Origin of the sequence: Legionella quinlivanii, from assembly GCF_900461555.1 — a bacterium.
Lineage (GTDB): Bacteria > Pseudomonadota > Gammaproteobacteria > Legionellales > Legionellaceae > Legionella_C > Legionella_C quinlivanii.
The window spans coordinates 1,593,698-1,615,512 of record NZ_UGOX01000001.1; the positions used below are offsets into that span (position 1 = coordinate 1,593,698).

A 21,815-nucleotide genomic window follows, 5' to 3' on the forward strand; every position below is an offset into this window, starting at 1 on the left:
GATAGGATACTAAAGCTCAAAGGTCAACAAGATCACCAGAAAGAATACGATAAATTTTTTTTATTTAGATATTTGACTCTTATATTGAGAAAAATTCTTATGAAGAACTTCCAAAGGAGGTTTGGCTGTCTATACTTGATTTGTTTTAAATCATTTTTTCCGAGTTGTAATCGCTACATAAAAATCGTTTTTTTTCAAGGTATGCAAACCGGTTTTATTTGTGTAGGATGACAACTGTTTTCTAACGGAAGGGAATAACTATGTATAATGTTATGATTACAGGTGCAGGTAAAATCGGAAGTCTCATCGCTTGTTTACTAGCAAGCAGCAAGGATTATCAGATTCACCTGGCAGATTTGGAATTTTCTGGTACCGATGTAACGCGCTTGCTGCAAACAATGCCGCAGGTTAAGACGGTAGCGTTAGACGTTACCGATGAAGAGTCAACCCAATCCTACATCGAAAAAAATAAAATCATTGCGGTCATTTCAAGCCTCCCTTATTTTCTCAATACCCATGTCGCCAGAGCGGCAAAACTGGCAAAAGCCCATTACTTTGATTTGACTGAAGATACCTCAGTTACCGATGCTGTAAAGCGAATTGCCGAGGGAGCAGAAACAGCGTTTGTGCCTCAGTGTGGATTGGCTCCTGGTTTTATCAGCATCGCTGCGAACAGCCTGATGCAGGAGTTCGATGAATGCTTTCATGCCAAGCTTCGTGTAGGTGCATTACCACAACGCGCTAATAATGCTTTTCATTATTCTTTAACCTGGTCTACCGACGGTGTAATCAATGAGTATGGAAATCCATGCTTTGGCATCGAAGCGGGTAAACCGGTTGTCATGCAACCTTTGGAAGGACTTGAGTCAATACAAATCGACGGCTGTGAATACGAAGCTTTTAACACATCCGGAGGATTGGGAAGTCTGGCTGATTTGTATAAAAATAAAATTCAGACTTTGAATTACAAAACGATGCGATATCCAGGGCATTGTGAAAAAATGCGCCTGCTGATGAATGATCTGAAACTCAACGAGGACCGAGGCACATTAAAACGAATTCTCGAAAAGGCCATCCCGAAGACCTATCAGGACATTGTGATTGTGTATGTAACTGTTGAGGGAATAAAGCATGGTGAGTTAACTGAAAAGAGCTATGTTAAAAAGGTATACCCGGAAACTATTTTAGATTTGGAATGGTCTGCTATTCAAGTCAGCACTGCTGCGGGAGTATGCGCCGTAGTTGACCTGGTTTTAGGACAGGCAAATGAATATCACGGCCTGGTGCTCCAGGAAAAATTCCGCCTCGCGGATGTGCTGTCCAATCGTTTTGGTAAATATTACGCTTAGGAGTAAATAATCGATGGATTTTTTGAAGCATTTAGGTATTCAGGATACGAATGCCGGCGCTTATAGCGGCCAGGGTTGGCAGAGTGAATGCAGAGCAGAGAAGCTGATTTCCTACTCTCCAGCTACTGGAGAAAAAATTGCAGAGGTTGCTACCTGTTCAAGTGATGACTATCAGAAGATTATGAGTCGAGCTGAGGCTGCTGCCCTGGCATGGCGTCAGTATCCTGCACCGAAGCGAGGAGAAATTATTCGCCAGATGGGACAGGCTTTGCGAGAACATAAAGACTGGCTTGGAAGTCTCGTTTCTCTGGAGATGGGTAAATCCAAACAGGAAGGCGACGGTGAAGTCCAGGAGATGATTGATATCGCAGATTTTGCGGTGGGCCAATCGCGTATGCTTTATGGTAATACTATGCACTCTGAACGTCCAAACCATCGGATGTATGAGCAATGGCATCCCTACGGAATTGTCGGTGTTATTTCAGCCTTCAATTTTCCTGTAGCGGTGTGGTCCTGGAATGCCTTTCTTGCAGCTATCTGCGGTAATGTGACTCTCTGGAAGCCTTCTGCAAAAACGCCTCTTTGCGCGATTGCTGTGCAGAATATTTGTAATAAGGTATTAAAAGAAAATAATTGCCCGGAAATTTTTTCGCTGATTATTCCGTCCAGTCATGATGTAGTCGACATGATGGTTGAGGATAAACGAATCCCCCTGGTTTCATTTACTGGTTCTACCGCAGTAGGTAAAACAGTGGCTGCGAAAGTCGCTGCTCGCCTTGGGAAAACCATTCTGGAACTTGGCGGCAATAATGCAATCATTCTGGATGAGTCAGCAGACCTTAACCTTGCGATTCCCGGAATAGTATTTGGTGCTGTTGGAACTGCAGGCCAGCGATGTACAACAACCAGACGCTTGTTTGTACATCAGTCTATGTACAAGGAAGTAGTTCGCAGACTGCAGCATGCTTATGAGCAAATAACCATTGGCGATCCACTCAACCCTGATAATCTGATGGGGCCTTTGATCGACGAACAGGCGGTTTCTCAATTTTGCCAGGCCATTGCGCGTGTTAAAAAAGCCGGCGGGCAAATAGTCGCTGGTGGAGAAAGCCTGAATCGAAAAGGATATTTCGTACAGCCTACACTGGTAACCGACGTGCAGAACAGCTGGGATGTGGTTCAGGAAGAAACCTTCGCGCCTATTTTATACGTCATGCCATTTAGCAGCATAGAAGAAGCCATTGAACTGCAAAACAGTGTTCCTCAGGGGCTTTCCTCGTCTATGTTTACACAAAATCTCAAGCACGCGGAGCGTTTCCTGAGTGCAATGGGAAGCGACTGCGGGATAGCCAATATCAATATTGGCACTTCAGGTGCTGAAATTGGTGGAGCTTTTGGCGGTGAAAAAGAAACAGGCGGCGGCAGAGAGTCTGGTTCTGATTCCTGGAAAGCTTATATGCGTCGTCAGACCAATACGATTAACTGGGGTAATGATCTACCGCTTGCCCAGGGGATAAAATTTAATTTATCCTGAAACTCTTCAATAGCCGTATCATGCTTGAGAGTCTGTCAACTTTCTCCCGACAGGCTCTGATATGGCTGGCAGTTTATAGCTTTCAATCGGCCGTTAGGTCATAACTAAACCCATATAAAAGGATATGATTATGCAGGAACCATTTTATATAAAAAAAATTGCAGTTTTGGGTGCCGGAGTCATGGGGGCGCAAATTGCTGCTCATTGTGTTAATGCCGGCATTTCCTGTCTATTATATGATTTGGCAGCAAAAGACACTAACAAGAACAGTATTGTCGATAAAGCGATTGCCAATCTGGTTAAGTTAAAACCTGCTCCATTGGGAACTGCCAAAACTGCTGCGCTTTTACAGGCGAGAAATTATGATGAGCATCTTGAAGACCTTAAATCCTGCGATTTAATTATTGAAGCAATTGCTGAAAGAATGGACTGGAAAGAGTCGCTTTATCAAAAAATCGCACCGTTTGTGGGTGACAAAACGGTTTTGGTGAGTAATACCTCCGGTTTGAGCATTAATGCGTTGGCTGAGGTATTGCCCGCGTCATTACGAGAGCGTTTTTGCGGTGTTCATTTTTTTAACCCGCCGCGCTATATGCATCTCGCAGAATTAATTCCTGCGACTACTACCTCCAATACCTTATTAACTCATCTGGAAACCTGGTTAACCAGCTACCTGGGCAAAGGGGTTGTTCACGCAAAAGATACTCCCAATTTTATCGCAAACCGCATTGGAGTTTTCTCTTTATTGGCTACACTGCACCATGCTGAAGCAATGCAGATTGGGTTGGACGAAGTAGATGCCATTACCGGCTCATTATTAGGCCGTCCCAAATCCGCGACATTTCGGACAATGGATGTGGTGGGTTTAGACACAATGAAACATGTGGTTCATACCATGTATGAGCAATTGAAAGATGATCCCTGGCATGACAGCTTTGTGTTGCCTGCCTGGTTAGAAAAAATGATCGAGCAGGGACATCTGGGTCAGAAAAGCGGACAGGGCATTTATCGTAAACCCGGAAAAGTGATCGAAGTGTTTGACAGGCAAACAGAGGAATACCGTCCAGCCGGCGGCGAAATTAGTTCTGAATTAAAGTCAATTATGTCTGAACGCGATCCACAAAAACGAATGAGCGGCTTACTTTCCTCAAAAGATCGACAGGCCCAGTTTTTGGCTGCCTGCTTTCTCGATTTATTCCATTATTGCGCCTATCATCTTGAATCGATTGCCAATAACGTTCGCGATGTGGATCTTGCCATTCGCTGGGGATTTGGTTGGGCTCAGGGGCCTTTTGAAACCTGGCAGCAGTCTGGCCTTGAATCTATGATTACAGCGATTAAGGATGCGATATCCAAAGGATCGTCAATGAGCAAGGCGGAGTTGCCTGCATGGCTTTCCAGAGTCCATCAGTTTTATCATGAAGGGGGCGCCTTCTCACCTCAAAGCATGAGCTTTATCCCTCGCAGCTCGCTTTCTGTCTACCACAAGCAATATTTTCCGGAGCTCGTATTAACTGAGCATCCCGCACAACTGGACAAATTATATGAAAATGAAGGCCTGAGCTTATCCCGCTTCAAAAATGATATCGGCTTAATTTCCTTCAAAAGCAAGGCGAATACGATTGGTCAGGCAGTTCTGGATGGCATGGCGGCTGCTATGGACATTGCTGAAAGGCATTGTAGAGGCGTGATTGTATATCAGCAGGATGCATCCAATTTTAGTTCAGGAGCCGACTTAAAAGGGGTTGGGGGATTGATTCAGAAAAATGATTTTGCTGCTTTGGAAACGATGCTTAAGCAATTTCAACAGACCGTACTACGGTTAAAATACAGCCCAATCCCTGTGGTTGCTGCATTAAGAGGGCGTGCTCTGGGCGGTGGATGTGAATTGATTATGCATTGCGATGCAGTGGTCGCTGCATTTGAATCCTATCCTGGGTTGGTGGAGGCAGGAGTCGGCTTGATTCCAGCGGGTGGTGGAACAAAAGAAATGGCAATGCGAGCTGCCGAGAAAGCGCAGGATGCCGATCTGCTCTTATTTCTCAGCGCTTATTTTCAGCAAATCGCAACAGCCACTGTGGGTGCAAGTGCTGCTGATGCTCAACAACTGGGCTATCTGAAACACACAGATACCTGGGTCATGAATAGTCATGAAGTATTATATGCTGCATTGTCGCGTGTTGAAGCAATGTTAGCATCCAACTATCAACCGCCTATTCGGGGTGCTGTTTTCAAAGTTGCAGGAAGAGAGGGGTATGCCCGATTACAAGCCGGGTTGATTAACTGGCTGGAAGGCGGCTTTATTTCCAAATATGATTATTATCTCGCAAGTCAGCTCGCATCGGCTATCTGCGGTGGAGATGTGAATAATGGCACGATGGTTAATGAAGACTGGATGCTCAAGCTGGAGCGTGAAGCGTTCATGAATCTGGCCCGCAATCCGTTGACGCATGCGAGAATCAGTTCTTTGCTGGAAACAGGGAAGCCATTGCGCAATTAATAGGAGACTTGATAATGACTAATGTTTATGTTGTGGATGTATTGCGTACACCGGTTGGCAAGGCTCCTCGAGGCGTATTCAGGCATACTCTGCCTGATGATTTGCTTGCTCACACAATACGATCTTTAAGGGAACGAAATAGTACCGTGGATTGGGAAGCGGTTTGTGATGTGGTCATTGGCTGCGCCATGCCTGAAGCCGAGCAGGGGATGAATGTGGCTCGTATTGCCTCTTTACTGGCTGGAATGCCTCAGTCTGTTCCGGCCATGACTATTAATCGATTCTGTTCCTCAGGTGTACAAAGCATTGCTACGGCGGCAGCTTCACTTATTCAGGGGAATCATTTGCTGGCTCTTGCTGGCGGTGTTGAAAGTATGTCAATGGTTCCTTTGGGAGGAAATAAATATACTGCAAATCCTGCCATTTTTGAAAATGAGCAGGTAGCTATAGCTTATGGAATGGGAATTACGGCGGAGAATGTTGCTAAACAGTGGAGTGTCTCGAGAGAAGAACAGGATCAATTTGCTGCTCAAAGTCATGCCAAAGCAACTGCTGCCCAACAAAAAGGCTATTTCAATGCCGAGATTGTACCTGTGGAGATTATCGATCGTAAGGCAGATCTTAACCACCTGGAAGTCAATTCGCAAAAGAAATTGATAAGTAAGGACGAAGGCCCGCGAGCGGATACTTCTTATGAAATGATCTCTCGGCTGAAGCCTGTATTTGCTGCCAGAGGTTCGGTGACAGCAGGTAACAGTTCTCAAACCAGTGATGGAGCTGGAATTGCCTTGCTAGCCAGCGAGCAGGCTCTGAAGCAATTTGATTTGCAGCCTATGGGAAGATTACTGGGATATGCTGTAGCAGGTGTTCCTCCTGAGGTGATGGGGATTGGGCCAATCAATGCAATCCCACTGGCATTGAAGCAGGCTGGTCTTTCTATTGAACAGTTGGACTGGATTGAGCTGAATGAAGCGTTTGCGGCTCAAGCTTTGGCTGTTATAAAAACCTTAGGCTTACCACCGGAAAAAGTAAATCCGCTTGGTGGAGCCATTGCTTTAGGCCATCCTTTGGGAGCAACAGGGACCATCAGAACGGCAACCCTCCTTCATGGGCTTCGTCGTATAAAAGGTAAATATGGTATGGTCACCATGTGTATAGGTACAGGGATGGGCGCAGCAGCCATTTTTGAAGCACTGTGATAGCCAGGCCTTTCATCTTCGCCGCTAGATCCCGATAAATACAATCAGGATTCGCGGCGAACTAAATATAAGCAAATATAAACAAAAAAATTTCATAATTTGCCTTCATAATCCCTTTTCGTGGTTGAATTATGAGCTGCATGGCCTACTCTTGTAATAAGAGGCTGTATTTTCCTGGAGTATTCATGCGTTCTTTAATTTTCGCAGCGTGCCTTGCAAGCAACCTGGCATTCGCTGATGAGATCATTGGTTTTTCGGCGTTTGAAAATGGTGATTACACTACCGCCTATCCCCATTTAGTTCAATCTGCGGAGCAAGGAAATGATGACTCTATGTATTTGCTTGGTCGAATGTATCAATATGGGTATGGAGTGAACAAAGACGCTGTCAAGGCAGCCGATTGGTATCGAAAAGCTGCTGCCAAAAATAATTCACTTGCTCAATTAAGTCTCGGATTTTTATATGATACTGGCCAGGGGATGACGCAGGATTATAAAGAAGCCTTTAATTGGTATCTAAAATCAGCAGAGCAAGGCAATGCAATTGCCCAGCGAAATGTCGCATTAATGTATGCTACTGGTGACGGGGTAAGGAATCCCGATGACAGCAAGGCATTTGAATGGTTTAAAAAATCAGCAGAGCAAGGCTATGCGAAAGCACAGGTCAATCTGGGCTATCAGTATATGATGGGGCTGGGAACAGATAAAGATGTGGAAAAAGCCTTTTACTGGTATGACAAAGCCGCATCTCAAGGTGATGCCAAAGGGGAATACAGCATTGCGCTTTTATATACTGGCAAATACGGTATCACCGAAGATCAGACAGCGGCCACCTATTGGTTTTCAAAGGCGGCGGTCCAGGGGCATCGAAATGCTCAGGCCTATCTGGCTTATCAATATTTAAATGGTTTAGGAATCGATGCTGATCCCAGAAAAGCCGCTTACTGGTATCAGCTTGCGGCTGAGAAAGGGCATTCTCAGGCCCAATCAGAATTGGGACAGCTATTAATGAGTGGTACTGGTATCGATAAAGATTACCAGCAAGCTGCTTATTGGTTCACAAAAGCCGCAGCCCAGGGCAATGTAACCGCGCAAGGTAAATTAGGCTATTTGTATCTGGCAGGTTTGGGTGTAGGTCAGGACAACACCAAAGCTTATGCCTGGTTGAAGCTGGCATCGCTTAATAATAACGAACAGGCCAAGAAAGAATTAGCTCGACTAGAACCTCGTTTAACCTCAGAAGAAAAGCAATCTGGCGATCAGTTATATTATGTTCTGAAAAACACCAAGCCAGTTCCGGAAGGGCAAGAGGACGAATAAATGGAGTGTGTTTCACAAACTGTTAATGCTTTCGCTAATCAGGCTAATCGTCAATTTGCCGTCTTTATTCTTTTGACGTTTGAAGATGGTGTAACTGACCATATTTAAATCCTCACTGCTGACATTGGCAATGCTTAAAAAAAACTCGCTTTCAAGGGTAATCAGTTCAGCTCGGATATTAAATTTTCGCAATAATTTTGTGATTTTTTTCAGGTCGCTAAACCCTTTAGGACCACGCGCCTCGATAATCTGATCAACCTGGCTGGGGTCCAGGCTGTTTCCAAGAGCTGCAAGTACTGGCCGCGAAGCGGTATTCAGATTAATTGTCGTTATTTCCGGCAAACTTATTGTATAAGGCTCCAGAGCCTGATAAGTGTTTGCATCAACCCCTTTTATCAGACGCAATTCGGTGACGCTGGTCATGAATTGCTGGCTTGGATAGTACGGCGGTTTTTGCTTTATATAATAGGATACAAACTGATCCTGCCCACGCCCCGGCTGATAGGGGCTAATCCACTGAAAAATGGCATCGGCTATAGCTAGACGTTGCGGCCTCTTAAGCTTGGGTAAGACTTGTTTGAGAAGATGAAAAAAAAGAAGGTTGTAGCGCTTATCGGCAACATTATTCAGATTAAACCGACCTTGCAGATCATAAAGGCCGCCCTGAATGCGGATATTAGGATAGAGACCCTGCATTTTCGCTGGAAAATCCATTAATTTACCATTCGGATCAGAGGACAAAAACAAACGGGATTTATTATTTAGCTCTCCCATTGCCCAAAATGATACGGCCTGAGATGCTAAATAGAGATCATCACTTTGAATGGCGATGCGGGTATGGTAGATATCCAATTGCAGCCGGCTGCTCATTGCAGTAGCGGCAATTGCCACCAGCGTCATAATAAACAAGGCCGAAATAAGCGCACTTCCCCGACTCAGGATAGAGGATTTATCTTGTGTCACTTGCATTGAGGAATCAGGCAATTTTTGCATAGAGTCCTTCCGGCAGAATAAATAAAAAGGTGGCAGTTCCCCAATCGCCAAGTTCAATTTTAAGTTGGACTGCTTTCGGTAAGGTCGGTGTATTTCCAGGGCTGGAGACACTGGACTCGCGCCACTCCGGTAAAACCTGCAGGTTTTCGTCGAGATAGGCAAATTTGCAGTTTTTCATATTTTCCAGCAGGGTTTTATCGTGATAATTATTGCGATTGACAGCATCAAGAGCATCCCAGCTTCGTCTGATTAACTTATCCCCTTTACACAGCCAGGCAATCCGTCTCAAACTGCTCTTCTTCTCAACACTGTAAGGATTGGTTAATCCTCCACGAGTAAACTCAAGATATAGCGGTTGGCCAGTAAACGCGGGGAACAAACGCATTTCATTTCCTCTGACAGGACGACTGGTTATTTGCTCGGTATCCCGTTCAATCATAATAATAGCCATTTGCAAATCAACCAGACGTTCAGCCTGTTCCGTGACGCGGCTTCGGGTATTAAATGCGTAATACATTGCGGAAGAAGTCAGGGTGGCCATAATGGCAAACACAGCCAAAGCAATCAAAATTTCAATCAGCGTGAATCCCTTATTAACTCGCATGACGGTACCTGAATGCGATTACCGGATCTGTAAACGGCCCTGCCTGATTTTTACTGGTAGTGATAATTAATTGCTGCAAGGATTTAATGGGGGTCTGGACCAGTTTGACACGCCAATACCAGCGCTGGCCAAACATCGTGGTAATCTGTGTAACTTCCTGGGTTGTGGTTACTGATAATAACCCCAGCTGTACCATTGCTGCTCCCTGAGTGCTAATCCATTGCGTAATCATTTTCTCTTTAAGGCGCTGAGTATGAGCAACATCCTGAGCGGTTGCTTTCACCAGTGCAGTTAATGCTATGGCAATAACTGCAAGAGCAAGCAGAACTTCTATTAAGGTAAAAGCCTGAGTTGTTTTTCTGACCTTTAATTTCATTTTTTTCCGGATTTAATGAAAACTTCCCCATCATGCTCGCCAATAACATTCAGCTGTTCAGGGTTGGTTTCTGTGCCAAAACTGAGCGTGAAAGCAGACATATTCCCCGTGGGATTGATAATAATATCAGGGAGTTTAGAATTATTTTTAATAGTGGTTTTGAGCGTGACCAGAATATTCTTAGGGAAGGTTTGCCAATGAAAAAGGCCTTTACCCGGCATCGGCTCCCAGGTTTTTGCCTCAACAAAACGGTAGGTGCCATATCCTTCCTTATTAACATTAATTCCAAGGGTATTCATTTCCAGAATGGCACGCTGCTGAACCAGTTTGATATAGTTTACAAATTGCTCTGCACTGAGTTGAACTCGTCGACTGGCTCCGAAATCACCAAAAGCAAGAAGTGTAACGCTGGCGGCAATTCCAACAATTAAAATGACCACCAGTATTTCAATTAATGTAAATCCTCGTTCATTTGGCATCCCAGTTTCCAATCTCGGCATTGATTCCTGTTCCGCCGGGCTGACCTTCAGCACCTAAGGTAAAGACATCCACATCGCTGTGCTCGCCCGGATTCAGATAAAGGTAGTCACGTCCCCAGGGATCTTTGGGCAGCGATTTTAGGTATTGCTTCCAGTCACGAGGTGTTGGACTGGTTGTTGGTTTTTCAACTAATGCTAAAAGTCCCTGATCCGTACTGGGATAAAACCCATTATCGAGCTTGTAGAGATCGAGCGCGTTTTGTATGGCGAGAACATCTTGTTTTGCTTTAACGACACGGGCTTCATCTGGTCTGCTGATGATTTTGGGAACCACAATAGAGGCGAGAATACCCAAAATAACCACTACAACCATAATTTCAATCAAAGAAAACCCTTTTTGAAATTTCATACCTGCTCCTGGTAATGTCTGAATTTGATTATAACGTAATGAAAACGGTTCTGGCTACAGCAAGACGTCTTAGCCTAACTCACTAGTTGCTCCATTGAAAATATAGGAAGTAAAGTAGCAAGAACGATGAATAAAACGACAGCTCCCATCATTAAAATAACCAGCGGTTCAAGCAGGGTGAGCGCTGTATCAATGAGCCGGCGAACCTCGGCATCCATATGGGATGCGGCGCGCTCCATCATAGTAGCAATTTGTCCACTTTTTTCACCACTCGCGATTAGATGAATCGCCATCGGATTTAAAAAGCCGGTTTCTTTCAAAGCATGGCTGATAGATGTTCCTTCACGTACGCGGGTAGCTGCCACATCAAATGCCTGTCGCATGACCAGATTGGTAATGAGGCTTGCTGAAACACGCATGGTTTCAAGTACGCTCACGCCTGCGGCGAAAAGGATTCCGAATGTGTGGATATAGCGTGCTACGTTGACCGAGCGGCTCAAATAGGATATGACTGGTAATCGTAGCAGCAGTTTGTGCCACCCGGTTTTAATTTTGATATTTCTCAGACTGCGCCTGAATCCGAAAATTAACAGGATGATGGAGCCCACCACATAAAGGCCATAATGTTTGATGAAATCACTAAAGGTGATTAGCAGTTTGGTCATTTCGGGCAGCGTTTGGCCGCTGCTGGTGAATACCTCAATAATTTTGGGAACAACGAAGGCTAAAAGGAAGCTGATGATTGCGGTAGAAACGATAATCATGAGCGAAGGATAGATCAAAGCCTGCTGTATCTTTTGCCGGGTTTCCTGCTGGTTTTCAGTATAGTCTGCCAGTTTCTCAAGCACCATATCCAGGCGGCCAGTTTGTTCTCCAGCTCCTACAGTTGCTCTGTATAATTCAGGGAAGGCGTTAGGGAATTCGCCTAAGGCCTGTGCCAGAGAATACCCTTCGAGGACTTTCGCCCGCACACCGATCACTAACTCTCTGGCCTTGTCCTTTTCGGTTTGCTCGCTGACTCCCTGCAAAGATTCCTCAACAGGGATTCCGGCGGCGAGCAGGGTGGCTAACTGGCGAGTTAACAAAGACAAATCCTGCGCTGATAGTCGCCCCTTAACATGCGTTTGCTGTTTGTGTACCGCTTTGATTTGTGTGGGTATTAAACCTTTTTCGCGTAAAAGCTGTCGGGCTTGACGCTCAGAATCAGCCTCAATAACTCCTTTGGCGTTTGAGCCTGATTTATTTAATGCCAGATATTGATAGGCGGCCATAACTATTTTGCATTCAATTGCTTTTGACGAGTTTAATCTATTAGTTTTAATCTGTCACTTGGGTTACACTTTATAGCGGGTTATCTTGGAGAAAACAATGAGTAAGAAAGCAGTGTTTGATGCAATTAAGGAACATGAAGCAAAATTTGTTGATCTGCGCTTTACAGATACAATCGGGAAAGAGCAGCACATCAGTATCCCTGTTTCTTCAATTGATGATGATTTTCTGGAAAATGGGAAAATGATTGATGGCTCCTCCATTAAAGGATGGCAGAAAATACATCAGTCTGATTTGGCTTTGGTACCTGATTGCAGCAACATTTTACTTGATCCTTTCTATCAGGATAACACTTTAATTATTCGCTGTAATGTGGTTGATCCCCTGACGATGATGGGATATGACCGCGATCCTCGCTCTTTGGCGACGCGAGCCGAACTGTATTTGAAATCCACGGGAATTGCCGATACTGCCTATTTTGGCCCCGAACCCGAATTTTTCCTTTTTGATGACGTGCGTTGGAAAACCAGTATCAACGGCGCTTTTTATTCCATTGATTCTGATGAGGCCCATTGGAACTCGGACAAAGTGTTTGAAGGCGGAAACATTGGCCACAGACCCTCAGTTAAAGGCGGTTATTTTCCTGTTCCTCCTGTGGACTCTTCCCAGGATATCCGCTCGGCCATTTGTCTTACCCTTGAGTCGCTGGGTATTCCCGTTGAAGCGCACCATCATGAGGTGGCCACTGGAAACCAGTGCGAAGTCGCAACGCGTTATGACACTCTGGTTCACAAAGCGGATCAGATGCAAACTCTGAAGTATGTAATCCAGAATGTAGCCCATAACTATGGCAAGACTGCAACCTTTATGCCCAAGCCTCTGGTAGGTGATAATGGCAATGGTATGCACTGCCACCAGTCTTTGGCCAAAGATGGTGTAAATCTCTTTACCGGAGATAAGTATGCGGGTTTGTCTGAAACCGCCTTGTATTATATCGGCGGTATAATCAAGCATGCCCGCGCGCTTAACGCGTTTACCAATCCGGCTACTAACAGTTATAAGCGGCTGGTTCCCGGTTTTGAAGCTCCCGTATTATTAGCTTATTCAGCGAGAAATCGCTCGGCAGCTATTCGTATACCTCATGTCAGCAATCCAAAAGGGCGTCGTATTGAAGTGCGCTTCCCGGATCCCACGGCTAACCCCTATCTTGCTTTCTCTGCAATGATGATGGCGGGTCTCGATGGTATTCAGAATAAAATACATCCAGGGCAACCAATGGATAAAGATTTATATGACTTGCCTCCGGAAGAGCTGGTTGATGTGCCCACAGTATGCGCATCTCTTGAAGATGCAATTCGTCATCTGAGATCAGACCAGGAGTTCTTGTTGCAAGGTGATGTATTTAGTAAGGACTTTATTGAAAGCTATATCGCCTTGAGGGAAGCTGAGATAGCCCAGGTCAGAAGTCTTGTGCATCCATTTGAGTTCGAGCTTTACTATAGTCTCTAAGCTTAGTTGTCAGGCCTGCGGGTAAGCTCGGTTGTATATCAAAATGTCTTCCCCGCGAAGGCGGGGACCCATCTCTGAGCGAGCTATAATGCCAATTGAGGAATGGATTCCCGCCTTCGCGGGAATGACCCAATTACTTAACTCAATGGCAGTGAGCCGAGGCCTGGTTCAAGCATATTAAGGGAACCACTATGCGGAAATGCGGCGTGATATTATGCTCATCTTTAATATTCTTAACGACAAGTGCTGTTCATGCGGATATTTATAAATGGACAGACAGTAATGGTAATGTTCATTTCAGTGATAAACCGCATCCTGGTGCTGAAAAAATAGAACTTCCGGAAGCCCAGACCTTCGGTCCTGCCAACAACCAGCCTGCCGAAACAGAAAATCAGCCCGTAAGCGATGAAAAAGAAAATGAAGAGGAGGAACAAAGCTACAGTTATCTGGCAGTAACTCAACCTCAGAATGAAGCAACAATTCGGAATAACCAAGGCTATATACCCATTATTGTGGATATCAAACCAGAGCTTAAAAAGGGGAATTTATTGCAGATTATTTATGATGGCGAGCCATTAGGCGATCCGCAGGCCACGACAATTTTTGCATTAAACGATGTGAAGCGAGGTAGTCATACTATTGCTGTTCAGGCTGTAGATGCGGAAGGGAATGTACTTTACACCAGCGAGCCGATCACTATCTACATGCATCGTCCACGGGTTGGAATGGTTAAGCATCCAATTAAATAACGTATCTTTCAGTCTGGACTCTTGAAATTTGAATTTCAATCCCTATATTAACCGGCAGCATAGACTATTTACCAAATTGTGGGGGTTCTGATATCAGGGCTCAGCACGGAAATTAGTCAATCTATTAATCACATCATTACTTAGCTGGAGAATGACTTAAATGGCGAGCAAGCAGCAGACAATGGGGTTTCAAACCGAAGTGAAGCAAATGCTGAATATAGTGATTCATTCATTATATTCAAACAAGGAAATCTTTCTGCGGGAATTAATTTCCAATGCGTCGGATGCGCTGGATAAATTACGATTCCTGGCATTATCTGATGCTTCTCTGTATGAAGGGGATTCAGATCTCAAGATTACTATTGATTGTAATGAAAAATTAAAAACCATTACAATTAAAGATAATGGAATTGGCATGAGCTGGGATGAAGCGGTCAGTAATCTGGGTACGATTGCCAAGTCTGGAACCAAGGAGTTCTTAAGTCAATTAACAGGTGAAAAAGCGAAGGATTCTCATCTGATTGGTCAGTTCGGGGTTGGCTTTTATTCTGCATTTATTGTTGCGGACAAAGTTACTGTAAAAAGCCGTCGTGCTGGTTTATCTGCAGAAGAGGGAATTGTTTGGGAATCCACCGGTGATGGGGAATTTACAATTGCCCAGGAAAACAAAGCGCATCACGGTACTGAAATTACACTTCATCTTAAAGAGGACGATTTGGAATTCGCGAGTGATTGGCGTATTCGCAGTATTATTACTAAATATTCAGATCACATTTGCTGGCCTATCGTAATGAAAAAAGCAGAGGACGAGAATAAAGAATCCTCTGACTTTGAAACGGTTAATAAAGCAACAGCTTTATGGACCTTGCAAAAATCTGAAATCAGCGAAGACGAGTATAAAACACTCTACAAGCATATTTCTCATGATTTTCAGGAGCCTTTGATTTGGTCTCACAATCATGTGGAAGGAAAAAATAATTATATCAGCTTGCTCTATATTCCTTCACATGCCCCTTATGATTTGTGGCAACAGGAAACCAAGCATGGTTTAAAGTTATATGTTAAGCGGGTGTTTATTTTAGATGACGCAGCACAATTTTTACCCCGATATCTGCGTTTTGTTAAAGGGATTATTGATGCCAGTGATTTACCTTTAAATATTTCCAGGGAAATTCTTCAAGATAACAAGCAGGTTGATTCGATTCGTGCTGCTTGCGCTAAACGAATATTAGGCATGCTTGAAAAACTGGCAGAACAGGAACCGGAAAAATATCAAAAATTCTGGAATGAGTTTGGGCAGGTGTTAAAAGAAGGACCTATTGAAGATTTCGTAAATCGGGAAGCAATTGCCAAACTTTTACGCTTCACCAGTACGCATACCAATTCTGAAAAACAAGATGTAACGCTGGCCGATTATGTTTCACGCATGAAAGAAGGACAGGATAAAATTTATTATATCACTGCGTCCAGCTACAACGCTGCAAAACACAGCCCTCATCTTGAAATATTCAGAAAGAAGGGTATTGAAGTATTACTCCTCAGTGATCGAATTGATGAATGGCTGGTTGGTTATCTTAGTGAGTTTGATGGTAAGAAACTTCAATCAATAAGCAAGGGTAAAATTGATCTGGATGTTGAAGAAACTAATTCGGAAGAAGCCAAAAAAGAAGAAGAGTCTTTAAATCCAATGCTTAAACAAATCAAGGATATTCTTGGCGATAAAGTTAAAGAGGTTGTTCTCACGCATCGTTTAACTGACTCACCTGCATGTATTGTTGCTGACGAACAAGATATGGGATTGGAAATGCAAAGAATTCTGCAAGCTGCTGGACAGCAGGTTCCTGAATCAAAGCCAGTATTTGAAATTAATCCTCAGCATGCACTGATTAAGCGTTTACATGGTATTGAGGATGATTCGCAATTTGGCGAATGGGTCACGGTTCTCTTTGAACAGGCAGTACTGGCAGAAGGTGGGCAATTGGATAATCCCGCTGATTTTGTGAGCCGTGTCAATAAATTGCTTTTATCTGCGTAAATTAGGCAATATATCAAGTCAATTCTGAAATTACCTGTAGTTGGGCCCTTGGCCCAACAAAAGGTTGCACCACTCCAAACTAATGTTGGGCCAAGGGCCCAACCTGCGATAATTAGTCTAAAGATTTTTGTTGCGACAGCTAGATAGTGAACAATTCGTAATATATATACCCCGTATGGTTAACGGGGTATATCGTGGTTATTGAATAACAATCAATGAAGGATATTATTCGTCAGTTAAACGAAAATATTTTGTACCGAAATAACGCTGTAATTTTTTTCTGATTGTACCACGACTTATTCCCAGCATTTTTGCAGCTTGGAGCTGATTGCCCCGGCGTTTTTCCATTACTGCTTTTAAAAGAGGTGGTTCTACTTCAGAAAGAATCATGTCATAGAGATCAGTTATGGATTTGTTTTTATTTTCAGCCAGAAAACGAGTTACAAGGCTGTAAACCAAATCCTGTAGACCTTGCTCTTGTCTTGTAGTTTGAGAAGAGTGTTGTGTATCAATGACATTCATCATAACTTCCTTATTTTAGTTAAATCTATCAATCCAATGCTTTTATACATTAAAAGCAAAATTAATTGTACATGAAGGTTAATTGATAATCTACTACCCTTTTTCATAAAAATAAGCGGTAATTTAGATCAAAAATCGGAAGAAAATCAGTCAATTATTCATGTTTTCAGCACTCAAAAGCCGGGAAGCATGTTCGCGGTTAAAATCATTTTCAAGATTGGCTATTGTAATAGTGGCAATCCCATTTCCTATTAAATTAGTAATCGAGCGAGCCTCTGACATAAAGCGATCAATGCCCAGGATTAGCACCAATCCTTCAACAGGCAGGGTGTGAAGAGAAGACAATGTCGCTGCTAAAACAATAAAACCTCCGCCAGTGACTGCAGCAGCTCCTTTTGAAGTCAACATGAGAATCAACATTAAGAGCAGTTCGTCTTTGAGGCTTAAATCAATGTTAAAGGCTTGCGCAATAAACACGGTAGCTATGCCCAGGTAGATGGTCGTGCCATCCAGATTAAACGAATAGCCAGTGGGTAATACCAGACCAACCACTGATTTATCGCAGCCTAAGGTTTCCAATTTACTAATCATACGAGGTAATACGGCTTCTGAAGAAGAAGTGGCAAGCACTATGAGAATTTCTTCTTTAACAAAAACCAGAAAACGCCAAATGCTAATGCCATTTAAACGCGCAATACTGCCTAATATAATGAAAATGAATAGAAAGCAGGTCAGGTATACAGTCAAGAGAAGCTTTCCGAGAGAAACCAGTGTTTCGATGCCATAAGCGCCCACTGTGAAAGCCATTGCCCCAAATGCTCCGACAGGGGCGAGTTTCATAATCAAATTTACCATGGAAAATAATACCGCCGATAATTCATCAAAAATATTAAGTACATGTTGTGCCTCGCGGCAGCGTAGTATGGCGAATGCGGTTAATAAAGAGACTAAAAGTACTGGCAATATATCCCCTTTGACAAATGCTGAAATGAGGGTGTCGGGTATTATATTGAGAAAAAAATGACTGGAGTCGAACTGCTCAGCCTGCGAGACATACGATGCAATAGTTTGCTTATCAATAGTGTCTGCACTGATGTTCATACCCGAACCTGGTTGCACCCACTTGGCGGTAAAAATCGCAATAATTAAAGCTAAGGTGGTTACCAGCTCGAAATAAATAATCGCCTTGATCCCGATTCGGCCTATTTGTTTTATATCATTGGCCTGGGTTATACCCATGACAATGGTTAGAAAAATGATTGGTGCAATCATCATTCTAATCAGCTTAATAAAACCATCACCCAGAATTTGCATTTTAATGGCAATAGGGGGGAAGAAATGTCCTAACAGTGTTCCCAATAAGATGCCGAGAAGCACCTTGAAATAAAGCTGGTGATAAACAGGTTTACTCATTTATTTTTTCGTTGACTGACGTCTTAAATAGTTTGAAAATCAGGTAATTTTCAAACAAGGATATTTCATACTAGCATGTTAAGGCCATTCTTAATATGCTTCCCAATGCAAGGAATTCATATGAACGTTTTTGAGTGGCTTGATCGCTTAATCGCCTTCGATACAACCTCGAGAAATTCCAATCTTGAGTTGATTCATGATGTACAGACTTTTTTGGAGTCTCAGGGAATTCACTCATCGCTGATTCATGACAGCAAGCAGCCCAAGGCTAATTTATTTGCGAGTCTGCCGGCTTTTGATGGGCGTATTGAGGGAGGCATAGTCCTCTCTGGTCATACCGATGTCGTACCAGTCGATGGTCAGCAATGGGAAACTGATCCTTTCAAAGCGACAAAAATTGCCGGGAAAATTTATGGGCGAGGTGCTTGCGATATGAAAGGTTTCATTGCGGTGGTTATGGCAATGATTCCCCAGTTTAAAGAAATGAAGCTGGCACATCCTGTCCATTTCGCTTTTTCATATGACGAAGAGGTCGGTTGCCTTGGAGCTCCTTTCATGATTGAGCATATTAAAAGACAGGGAATTAATCCTGCAGCCTGTATTGTCGGGGAGCCGACCAGTATGCGGCCTGTGATAGCTCATAAAGGCAAGGAGTCATTCCGCTGCAGCGTGCATGGCGTAGCGGCCCATTCCTCGCTGACACACCAAGGTTGTAATGCAATTGAATATGCAGCGGATTTGATTTGTTATATCAGAGGCATGGCCGATCGTTTCAAGCAATCGGGTATTCAGGACAAGCATTATGATATGCCTTGTACAACCTTAACCACCAATCTGATTAGCGGAGGAAATTCATATAATACAATTCCCGCACTTTGTGAATTTATTTTTGAATTCCGAAATTTGCCAGAAGACAGTGCCACTGAAATTCGCAGCGAGATCAAGGATTATATCAATACTCGTTTATTACCGAAGATGAAACTGGAACATTCTGCCGCTAATATTATTCTCGATAATATCGCAGCAACCGCGGGTTTAAACACACCAGTCGATGCCGAGATTAATCAATGGGCCAGGATGGTGACGGGCGAGCAGGAGAAGCTGAAAGTCGCTTATGCAACAGAGGCAGGCTTATTTCAAAAGGCAAGTATTCCAACAATAGTTTGCGGACCAGGGAGTATTGAGCAGGCACATCGTGCCAATGAGTATGTGGACATTTTGCAATTGCAGGAGTGTTCAAAGTTTTTAAATCAAATGGTCCAAATGAAGTTTTCACAAGGAGTTTAGGAATGCTAAAGCGTTTAAGTTGTCTTTCGCTGATATTTTTCTGTGCAAACACAATTAGTTTTGCCTCAGCAAATGGATTTTATATTGGCGCTAGCGGAATAAAAGATAATGCGGAATATGATTTCAAACGGGTTGAAACCGCCCCGTCAGGCCCATTTCTCGACCAATTCCGCATTGATTGGAGCGGAGAGGGTTTTGGGGGGGAATTGTTCGCTGGCTATCATTACCGCTTTATAGAGCGCTTTGATCTTGGCCTGGAAGCATTCTACGACAAGAGCTCAAACGATGGCGATATCGGTTTTTTGCAGTCGAATAATCTTTATACCCGTGAATTAAGCGGTAAATATAAACAGCGATGGCAATACGGACTTGCCCTTAAACCAGGTTATTATATTTCAGAAGCTGTTCTTCTATATGGACGATTAGGATGGATTAAAGACAATATTCAACTTAGTGGTCATATTATTCAGACAGGCTCTCTCGGTTTTTTTGCCGGAAGCTTTGCTTCAGACCAGGATAAGGAAGGATTACAATTAGGTATAGGAACGCAAATACAAATTATAAATCAGCTGCATCTGCGTTTGGAATGGGATTACAATTCCTTGAATAATTTTAGCAATAGTTCTCAGGTTAAATCTTCGACAGGTCTGCAATTTGTGACTTATCGAACGGCATTCACGCCCAAACTTGAGCAATTCAAACTGGGTTTAAGCTGGGAGTTTGCTTAAAAAACTCCTTGCATTTTTCTTGCTATCAGCTAAATTTAAAAGGCAGTTAAGTATCAATTTACTCCAAGTTACTCCAATCGAGGGATTTTTCCTCGCTCTGTTTTCATTACTGTGTTTACTCTGTTTGGCTATTTAAAATTAAGATAATAAGGGAGTATTTATTATGGATAATCATTCTGAAATGGTTGTAAGGACTGACGATGTCATTGGTGTCGATGTTAAATCACCAGCCCTGGAAGATCTCGGTGAAGTAAAAGAAATCGTGCTCGATAAATTCAGTGGACAAGCAAGATATGTGGTCCTTGGCTTTGGTGGATTCATGGGCCTGGGTGAAGAGTATTATGCTTTCCCGTGGAAAAGCATCAGCTACAATAAAGACGAAGAGTGCTTTATTTTAAATGTGGATAAATCCAAATTAAAACGTGAATACGGCTTTGATAAGGACAATTGGCCTGATATGGCAACATGGCCTAATACTGTGGATAAGTATTATATTTAAGTCTGTATCTTTTGTTGTCCCCACAACCAGTGGGGACTGTATTAATATCAAGCCCGTGCGCACTCCTGTGTGGATAGTAAAATCTGTTTTCCAAGCTCGGTATGAATTCCTTCTGCATGCGTGGTAGCGTAAGCCTGATGATATTTATCTGATAAATTTTTAATGGCTGATTCAAGCAACTGATTGTCATGCAAATCCAGGTTTTTCAGCTTTTTAAAAATTCTGATGACCCGGCTTAATACAAAGCTTGTATGATAAATACCCAGCATCGGCCTTAAATCACTGCGAATTGGAGAAACATAGTTTTTATCCTCCTCATTTAAAATCAGTGGGTCATGAGCAAGAATACTATTAAGAAATAAATGAGATGTTTCATGAACAAGATGCTCAATCAACAATAGATTAGAAAATTCAGGAGTATTTCCATCAGGTAGAGACAAATAAATCGCTCCAAAAAACTTCGGGGAAGTCGCTCCAACTATTTTCACTTCACTTTTTACCAGATAAATGGCAGATACAAACTCATTTACTTCCTCCATAAAGCAATTGTCAGCTGTTTTGATGAGTTGCAGTGCAGTTGAAACCTGGTTTTTGAATTCAAATAATTCGTTTTGCGGCGGGGTATAAGCATTTAATGGATCTGAACCAAAGGCAATGTTTACTTCCTCGGCAAAGATCTTTTTTTCCCAATCTTCCTGTAATCCCAAAGAAATCTGAGTTTCAGTGATAATCCACTGCGTATTAAAAATAATGTCGCGAATAATTCGATTCACCTCCAATACAGAATCGCTTCGCATCGCCTCCAGAAGCCAGAAATAGTGAGCGTAAAGCCAGGGTGAAATATAGTTTTTGCTCTCGGGCTCTAGTTGGTCTAGTCGAGCGATTAGAGCAGTATAATCTTTATCCAGGACCTGTTGGGCATAATTTATCAGTTTGATCAGGCTGTGAATAAATCGATGTTTATAGGCTTCATGCAGAATGCTGGACATATTCCTTTGAGGAACGGCGCTAATCTGCTCAAAGGGAAGATAAGCATTCATCT

Annotated in this window: 20 protein-coding genes; 11 read left to right on the plus strand and 9 right to left on the minus strand. The window is 43.1% G+C overall.

The genetic code is table 11. The features are described from left to right. Positions 1–260 precede the first annotated feature (260 nt). The 5 genes from DYH61_RS06830 to DYH61_RS06850 all read left to right on the plus strand — a co-directional run bounded on the left by DYH61_RS06830 (position 261) and on the right by DYH61_RS06850 (position 7,901). A complete protein-coding gene (locus DYH61_RS06830; protein WP_058506543.1) occupies positions 261–1,349 on the plus strand; it encodes a saccharopine dehydrogenase family protein in 1,089 nt (362 codons plus the stop codon). Positions 1,350–1,362: 13 nt separating this feature from the next. Beyond that, positions 1,363–2,883: an L-piperidine-6-carboxylate dehydrogenase gene (amaB, locus tag DYH61_RS06835; RefSeq protein ID WP_058506542.1), complete on the plus strand. Its 1,521-nt coding sequence runs from the start codon at positions 1,363–1,365 to the stop codon at positions 2,881–2,883. 130 nt (positions 2,884–3,013) lie between these two features. Further along, positions 3,014–5,383 (plus strand): 3-hydroxyacyl-CoA dehydrogenase/enoyl-CoA hydratase family protein, encoded by a 2,370-nt coding sequence (locus DYH61_RS06840; RefSeq protein ID WP_058506541.1) that lies wholly within the window; start codon positions 3,014–3,016, stop codon positions 5,381–5,383. 14 nt (positions 5,384–5,397) lie between these two features. Beyond that, a complete protein-coding gene (locus tag DYH61_RS06845) occupies positions 5,398–6,582 on the plus strand; it encodes an acetyl-CoA C-acyltransferase (protein ID WP_058506540.1) in 1,185 nt (394 codons plus the stop codon). Positions 6,583–6,767: 185 nt separating this feature from the next. Further along, positions 6,768–7,901, plus strand: coding sequence for a tetratricopeptide repeat protein (locus tag DYH61_RS06850; RefSeq protein ID WP_058506539.1), 1,134 nt, complete (start codon positions 6,768–6,770; stop codon positions 7,899–7,901). 12 nt (positions 7,902–7,913) lie between these two features. Here DYH61_RS06850 and gspK read toward each other — a convergent pair whose 3' ends face one another. From gspK to lspF, 6 genes are all read right to left on the minus strand, one after another. Beyond that, positions 7,914–8,894 (minus strand): type II secretion system minor pseudopilin GspK, encoded by a 981-nt coding sequence (gene gspK / locus DYH61_RS06855; protein WP_058506538.1) that lies wholly within the window; start codon positions 8,892–8,894, stop codon positions 7,914–7,916. Further along, complete coding sequence (gene lspJ / locus DYH61_RS06860) at positions 8,878–9,498, minus strand: GspJ family T2SS minor pseudopilin variant LspJ (protein ID WP_058506537.1); 621 nt, start codon at positions 9,496–9,498, stop codon at positions 8,878–8,880. The genes gspK and lspJ overlap by 17 nt, the downstream gene beginning before the upstream one ends. Further along, positions 9,488–9,874, minus strand: coding sequence for a GspI family T2SS minor pseudopilin variant LspI (lspI, locus tag DYH61_RS06865; protein WP_058506536.1), 387 nt, complete (start codon positions 9,872–9,874; stop codon positions 9,488–9,490). Before lspI ends, lspJ begins: the two co-directional genes overlap by 11 nt. Then, on the minus strand, positions 9,871–10,353 hold the full coding sequence (gene gspH, locus DYH61_RS06870) for a type II secretion system minor pseudopilin GspH (RefSeq protein ID WP_058506535.1): 483 nt from the start codon (positions 10,351–10,353) through the stop codon (positions 9,871–9,873). Before gspH ends, lspI begins: the two co-directional genes overlap by 4 nt. Beyond that, on the minus strand, positions 10,343–10,762 hold the full coding sequence (lspG, locus tag DYH61_RS06875) for a GspG family T2SS major pseudopilin variant LspG (protein WP_058506534.1): 420 nt from the start codon (positions 10,760–10,762) through the stop codon (positions 10,343–10,345). Before lspG ends, gspH begins: the two co-directional genes overlap by 11 nt. A 74-nt stretch (positions 10,763–10,836) precedes the next feature. Further along, positions 10,837–12,033 carry a GspF family T2SS innner membrane protein variant LspF gene (gene lspF / locus DYH61_RS06880; protein ID WP_058506533.1) on the minus strand — a complete coding sequence of 399 codons (1,197 nt, stop codon included), beginning with the start codon at positions 12,031–12,033 and terminating at the stop codon, positions 10,837–10,839. A 97-nt stretch (positions 12,034–12,130) separates the two neighbouring features. Here lspF and glnA point away from each other — a divergent pair, with 97 nt between their 5' ends. The 3 genes from glnA to htpG all read left to right on the plus strand — a co-directional run bounded on the left by glnA (position 12,131) and on the right by htpG (position 16,324). Further along, positions 12,131–13,540 (plus strand): type I glutamate--ammonia ligase, encoded by a 1,410-nt coding sequence (glnA, locus tag DYH61_RS06885; protein WP_058506532.1) that lies wholly within the window; start codon positions 12,131–12,133, stop codon positions 13,538–13,540. Between the two features lie 191 nt (positions 13,541–13,731). Continuing rightward, entirely contained in the window at positions 13,732–14,289 is a 558-nt protein-coding gene (locus DYH61_RS06890) for a DUF4124 domain-containing protein (RefSeq protein ID WP_058506531.1), read from the plus strand. A gap of 160 nt (positions 14,290–14,449) precedes the next feature. Beyond that, on the plus strand, positions 14,450–16,324 hold the full coding sequence (gene htpG, locus DYH61_RS06895; RefSeq protein ID WP_058506530.1) for a molecular chaperone HtpG: 1,875 nt from the start codon (positions 14,450–14,452) through the stop codon (positions 16,322–16,324). Between the two features lie 225 nt (positions 16,325–16,549). Here htpG and DYH61_RS06900 read toward each other — a convergent pair whose 3' ends face one another. Both DYH61_RS06900 and dctA read right to left on the minus strand, forming a co-directional pair. Continuing rightward, complete coding sequence (locus DYH61_RS06900) at positions 16,550–16,846, minus strand: helix-turn-helix domain-containing protein (protein ID WP_058506529.1); 297 nt, start codon at positions 16,844–16,846, stop codon at positions 16,550–16,552. Between the two features lie 150 nt (positions 16,847–16,996). After that, positions 16,997–18,259: a C4-dicarboxylate transporter DctA gene (gene dctA, locus DYH61_RS06905; protein WP_058506528.1), complete on the minus strand. Its 1,263-nt coding sequence runs from the start codon at positions 18,257–18,259 to the stop codon at positions 16,997–16,999. 120 nt (positions 18,260–18,379) lie between these two features. Here dctA and argE point away from each other — a divergent pair, with 120 nt between their 5' ends. From argE to DYH61_RS06920, 3 genes are all read left to right on the plus strand, one after another. Further along, on the plus strand, positions 18,380–19,546 hold the full coding sequence (gene argE / locus DYH61_RS06910) for an acetylornithine deacetylase (RefSeq protein WP_058506527.1): 1,167 nt from the start codon (positions 18,380–18,382) through the stop codon (positions 19,544–19,546). Positions 19,547–19,548: 2 nt separating this feature from the next. Then, complete coding sequence (locus tag DYH61_RS06915) at positions 19,549–20,274, plus strand: outer membrane protein (protein WP_058506526.1); 726 nt, start codon at positions 19,549–19,551, stop codon at positions 20,272–20,274. A 163-nt stretch (positions 20,275–20,437) separates the two neighbouring features. Continuing rightward, complete coding sequence (locus DYH61_RS06920; protein ID WP_058506525.1) at positions 20,438–20,773, plus strand: PRC-barrel domain-containing protein; 336 nt, start codon at positions 20,438–20,440, stop codon at positions 20,771–20,773. Positions 20,774–20,820: 47 nt separating this feature from the next. Here DYH61_RS06920 and DYH61_RS06925 read toward each other — a convergent pair whose 3' ends face one another. Further along, positions 20,821–21,813, minus strand: coding sequence for an aKG-HExxH-type peptide beta-hydroxylase (locus DYH61_RS06925; RefSeq protein WP_058506524.1), 993 nt, complete (start codon positions 21,811–21,813; stop codon positions 20,821–20,823). Between the last annotated feature and the right edge of the window lie 2 nt (positions 21,814–21,815).

What these genes read in the sequence shown, in the direction of transcription:
- argE (WP_058506527.1), top strand. Translation starts at nt 18,380, where the DNA reads ATGAACGTTTTTGAGTGGCTTGATCGCTTAATCGCCTTCGATACAACC.
- DYH61_RS06925 (WP_058506524.1), bottom strand. Translation starts at nt 21,813, where the DNA reads ATGAATGCTTATCTTCCCTTTGAGCAGATTAGCGCCGTTCCTCAAAGG.
- lspF (WP_058506533.1), bottom strand. Translation starts at nt 12,033, where the DNA reads ATGGCCGCCTATCAATATCTGGCATTAAATAAATCAGGCTCAAACGCC.
- glnA (WP_058506532.1), top strand. Translation starts at nt 12,131, where the DNA reads ATGAGTAAGAAAGCAGTGTTTGATGCAATTAAGGAACATGAAGCAAAA.
- htpG (WP_058506530.1), top strand. Translation starts at nt 14,450, where the DNA reads ATGGCGAGCAAGCAGCAGACAATGGGGTTTCAAACCGAAGTGAAGCAA.
- DYH61_RS06915 (WP_058506526.1), top strand. Translation starts at nt 19,549, where the DNA reads ATGCTAAAGCGTTTAAGTTGTCTTTCGCTGATATTTTTCTGTGCAAAC.
- DYH61_RS06850 (WP_058506539.1), top strand. Translation starts at nt 6,768, where the DNA reads ATGCGTTCTTTAATTTTCGCAGCGTGCCTTGCAAGCAACCTGGCATTC.
- gspH (WP_058506535.1), bottom strand. Translation starts at nt 10,353, where the DNA reads ATGCCAAATGAACGAGGATTTACATTAATTGAAATACTGGTGGTCATT.
- amaB (WP_058506542.1), top strand. Translation starts at nt 1,363, where the DNA reads ATGGATTTTTTGAAGCATTTAGGTATTCAGGATACGAATGCCGGCGCT.
- DYH61_RS06900 (WP_058506529.1), bottom strand. Translation starts at nt 16,846, where the DNA reads ATGAATGTCATTGATACACAACACTCTTCTCAAACTACAAGACAAGAG.
- DYH61_RS06845 (WP_058506540.1), top strand. Translation starts at nt 5,398, where the DNA reads ATGACTAATGTTTATGTTGTGGATGTATTGCGTACACCGGTTGGCAAG.
- lspI (WP_058506536.1), bottom strand. Translation starts at nt 9,874, where the DNA reads ATGAAATTAAAGGTCAGAAAAACAACTCAGGCTTTTACCTTAATAGAA.
- DYH61_RS06830 (WP_058506543.1), top strand. Translation starts at nt 261, where the DNA reads ATGTATAATGTTATGATTACAGGTGCAGGTAAAATCGGAAGTCTCATC.
- DYH61_RS06890 (WP_058506531.1), top strand. Translation starts at nt 13,732, where the DNA reads ATGCGGAAATGCGGCGTGATATTATGCTCATCTTTAATATTCTTAACG.
- DYH61_RS06840 (WP_058506541.1), top strand. Translation starts at nt 3,014, where the DNA reads ATGCAGGAACCATTTTATATAAAAAAAATTGCAGTTTTGGGTGCCGGA.
- lspJ (WP_058506537.1), bottom strand. Translation starts at nt 9,498, where the DNA reads ATGCGAGTTAATAAGGGATTCACGCTGATTGAAATTTTGATTGCTTTG.
- DYH61_RS06920 (WP_058506525.1), top strand. Translation starts at nt 20,438, where the DNA reads ATGGATAATCATTCTGAAATGGTTGTAAGGACTGACGATGTCATTGGT.
- dctA (WP_058506528.1), bottom strand. Translation starts at nt 18,259, where the DNA reads ATGAGTAAACCTGTTTATCACCAGCTTTATTTCAAGGTGCTTCTCGGC.
- gspK (WP_058506538.1), bottom strand. Translation starts at nt 8,894, where the DNA reads ATGCAAAAATTGCCTGATTCCTCAATGCAAGTGACACAAGATAAATCC.
- lspG (WP_058506534.1), bottom strand. Translation starts at nt 10,762, where the DNA reads ATGAAATTTCAAAAAGGGTTTTCTTTGATTGAAATTATGGTTGTAGTG.